2 protein-coding genes and 1 pseudogene are annotated in these 1,884 nt (G+C 45.1%); all 3 read right to left on the bottom strand.

The window, feature by feature from the left end:
• Window positions 1–881 (bottom strand): annotated as a pseudogene (locus tag WMO75_RS19415) (CD1107 family mobile element protein); the annotation flags it as partial.
• A complete protein-coding gene (locus WMO75_RS19420) occupies window positions 835–1,137 on the bottom strand; it encodes a DUF4315 family protein (RefSeq protein WP_008688068.1) in 303 nt (100 codons plus the stop codon). The gene WMO75_RS19420 and the pseudogene WMO75_RS19415, both read right to left, overlap by 47 nt.
• Before the next feature lie 42 nt (window positions 1,138–1,179).
• Window positions 1,180–1,884: C40 family peptidase (locus tag WMO75_RS19425; RefSeq protein WP_349078832.1), on the bottom strand; the 705-nt coding region annotated here is incomplete at its 5' end.

Consider the following 1,884-nt stretch of genomic DNA (forward strand, 5'->3'; position numbering starts at 1 on the left):
GTTTTGGTAACAGAATCTGCTGTCTCGCCTTCTTTATTAAGCTGTTCCTCAATACCTGTCACTGTCCGATCATCCACGGTTCCTTTTGCATCTGTCGGCTCAGAAGCCTGTGCATCCTGCGGAAGCGGTGAAGTCGTTGTTTTCTCAGTCCCAGTTGCATCTGCACTGGTCGTGGTTGCCATTGCACCATTACTGTCACTGGAAGTTTTCTGTTTCTCTGCCTGCTTCTTTGCCCATTCATAATAAGGATTCTGTAACACATACTTTTCAGACGTATTTCCGGCACCGTCTGTTACCGTAATCTCAATCTGTTTTGTAGTAAAATCTTTCTGTGTCAATTGCACTCTCAGCATTCCATCCTTCAAGTCTGTATAAGTGGTGCCATTGACTGTTACTGCAGTAATCCCTGATACTGCATCATTCCCCTGAATCGTCAGCACACCATCTGTCAGGGAAGCAGAGAGTGTAGGCTTTTCCGTGTCATAACACTTAATAGAGCGATTCTGCTCATAGACCTTCCCCTCACCATCTGTAACACGCACATACACTGTCTGATTTCCAGTGATCGTGATACTTCCACTTCCGGTTACATCCTGCCAGCTTCCATCTTTTCCTGCTTTTGCTTCAATCTTTGCTATTGAGAAACCTTCCGGCATATGACTGGCATCTACCGTAACAGCAATGGTTGTTTCTCCCTGTTTCCAGCCATCCGGTTTCTCAATCGTGATTGCAGGCGTGGTATTCTCAGCTGCATAAGCAGTCTGTGTCTGGAGCAAAGGTGTTGTCAGGCAAAGAAATGTCGTTGCTGCAAGCAAGCTCTTTTTTACCCTGCTTTTAGTAATTGTTCTCTTCTTCTGTTTCATTTTTTCCAGATTCATCATCGGCTTTTGTTTCCTCCTTCTGTATTTCTACCCTGCCGGGCAGTTCATTTTTCATTCTCTTTTTGAAAGCTTCCAATTCCGGAATACTCATATCCATTGCACGGATAATTCTTACAATTTCCAGATTTTCCGCTTCTGTTTTTGCAATCTCCGCAGCCTTGAACCGCTTTAAATCTGCTTCATATCTGGCTTTGGAAGCTTCCATTTTCTCTTTGGCTTTCTCATAATCTGCCGTAGCTTTTTCAAGACTTTTCATCGGTTCTCCTTTCCGGACGGCTGATGCAGCCGCCCTTTTTTCTTACCATCGTCCAAATCCATAGAAATGGCTCTGCCAGTATGGGGAATTGATGGACGTATACTGCACCGGATGTCCACAATGGATCATCTGACCATTGCCTACATAGATTCCGATATGCGTTACCGGCTCCCCTGCGTCGTAAGTTCCAGTAAAGAAAATCAAATCTCCCGGCTGCGCCTCCGACTGGGATACTGGTGTACAAATGTTGTACAGTCCCTGTGCTGTTAATCTTCCTGTATTCCTTACACCAGAGTTTGTCAGACAGTAGCTTACAAATCCGGAACAATCGAATCCACTTGGGGAATATCCACCCCACACATACGGTGTTCCGAGATATTTTGCCGCTTCTTCTAGTAATCGCTGTGCCGCTTCACTGGTGTATTCATTGCCACCAAAACTGGAACCTTCTCCTGTTTCCAGATAAAAGATCGGGTTCAACCGTTCTCCATTTTTTAACAGTTCAATATGAAGATGGCTTCCTGTCGAATTTCCAGTGTTTCCTACCAGACCAATTTCATCACCTTTGCTAACAGATGCTCCTGCAGATACGCTCCGGCTGCTAAGGTGTGCATAGCGAAGCTCATAACCTTTGCTGTCTTTGATAATGACGTAATTTCCATAGCTGTCATTATAAGCAGAAGTTGTAACCGTTCCGGTCAGCCCTGCCATTACTTTTGTCCCTTCCGGTGCTCCGATATCCATACC

The sequence above is a fragment of the Blautia intestinihominis genome (assembly GCF_040096655.1).
GTDB lineage: Bacteria > Bacillota > Clostridia > Lachnospirales > Lachnospiraceae > Blautia_A > Blautia_A intestinihominis.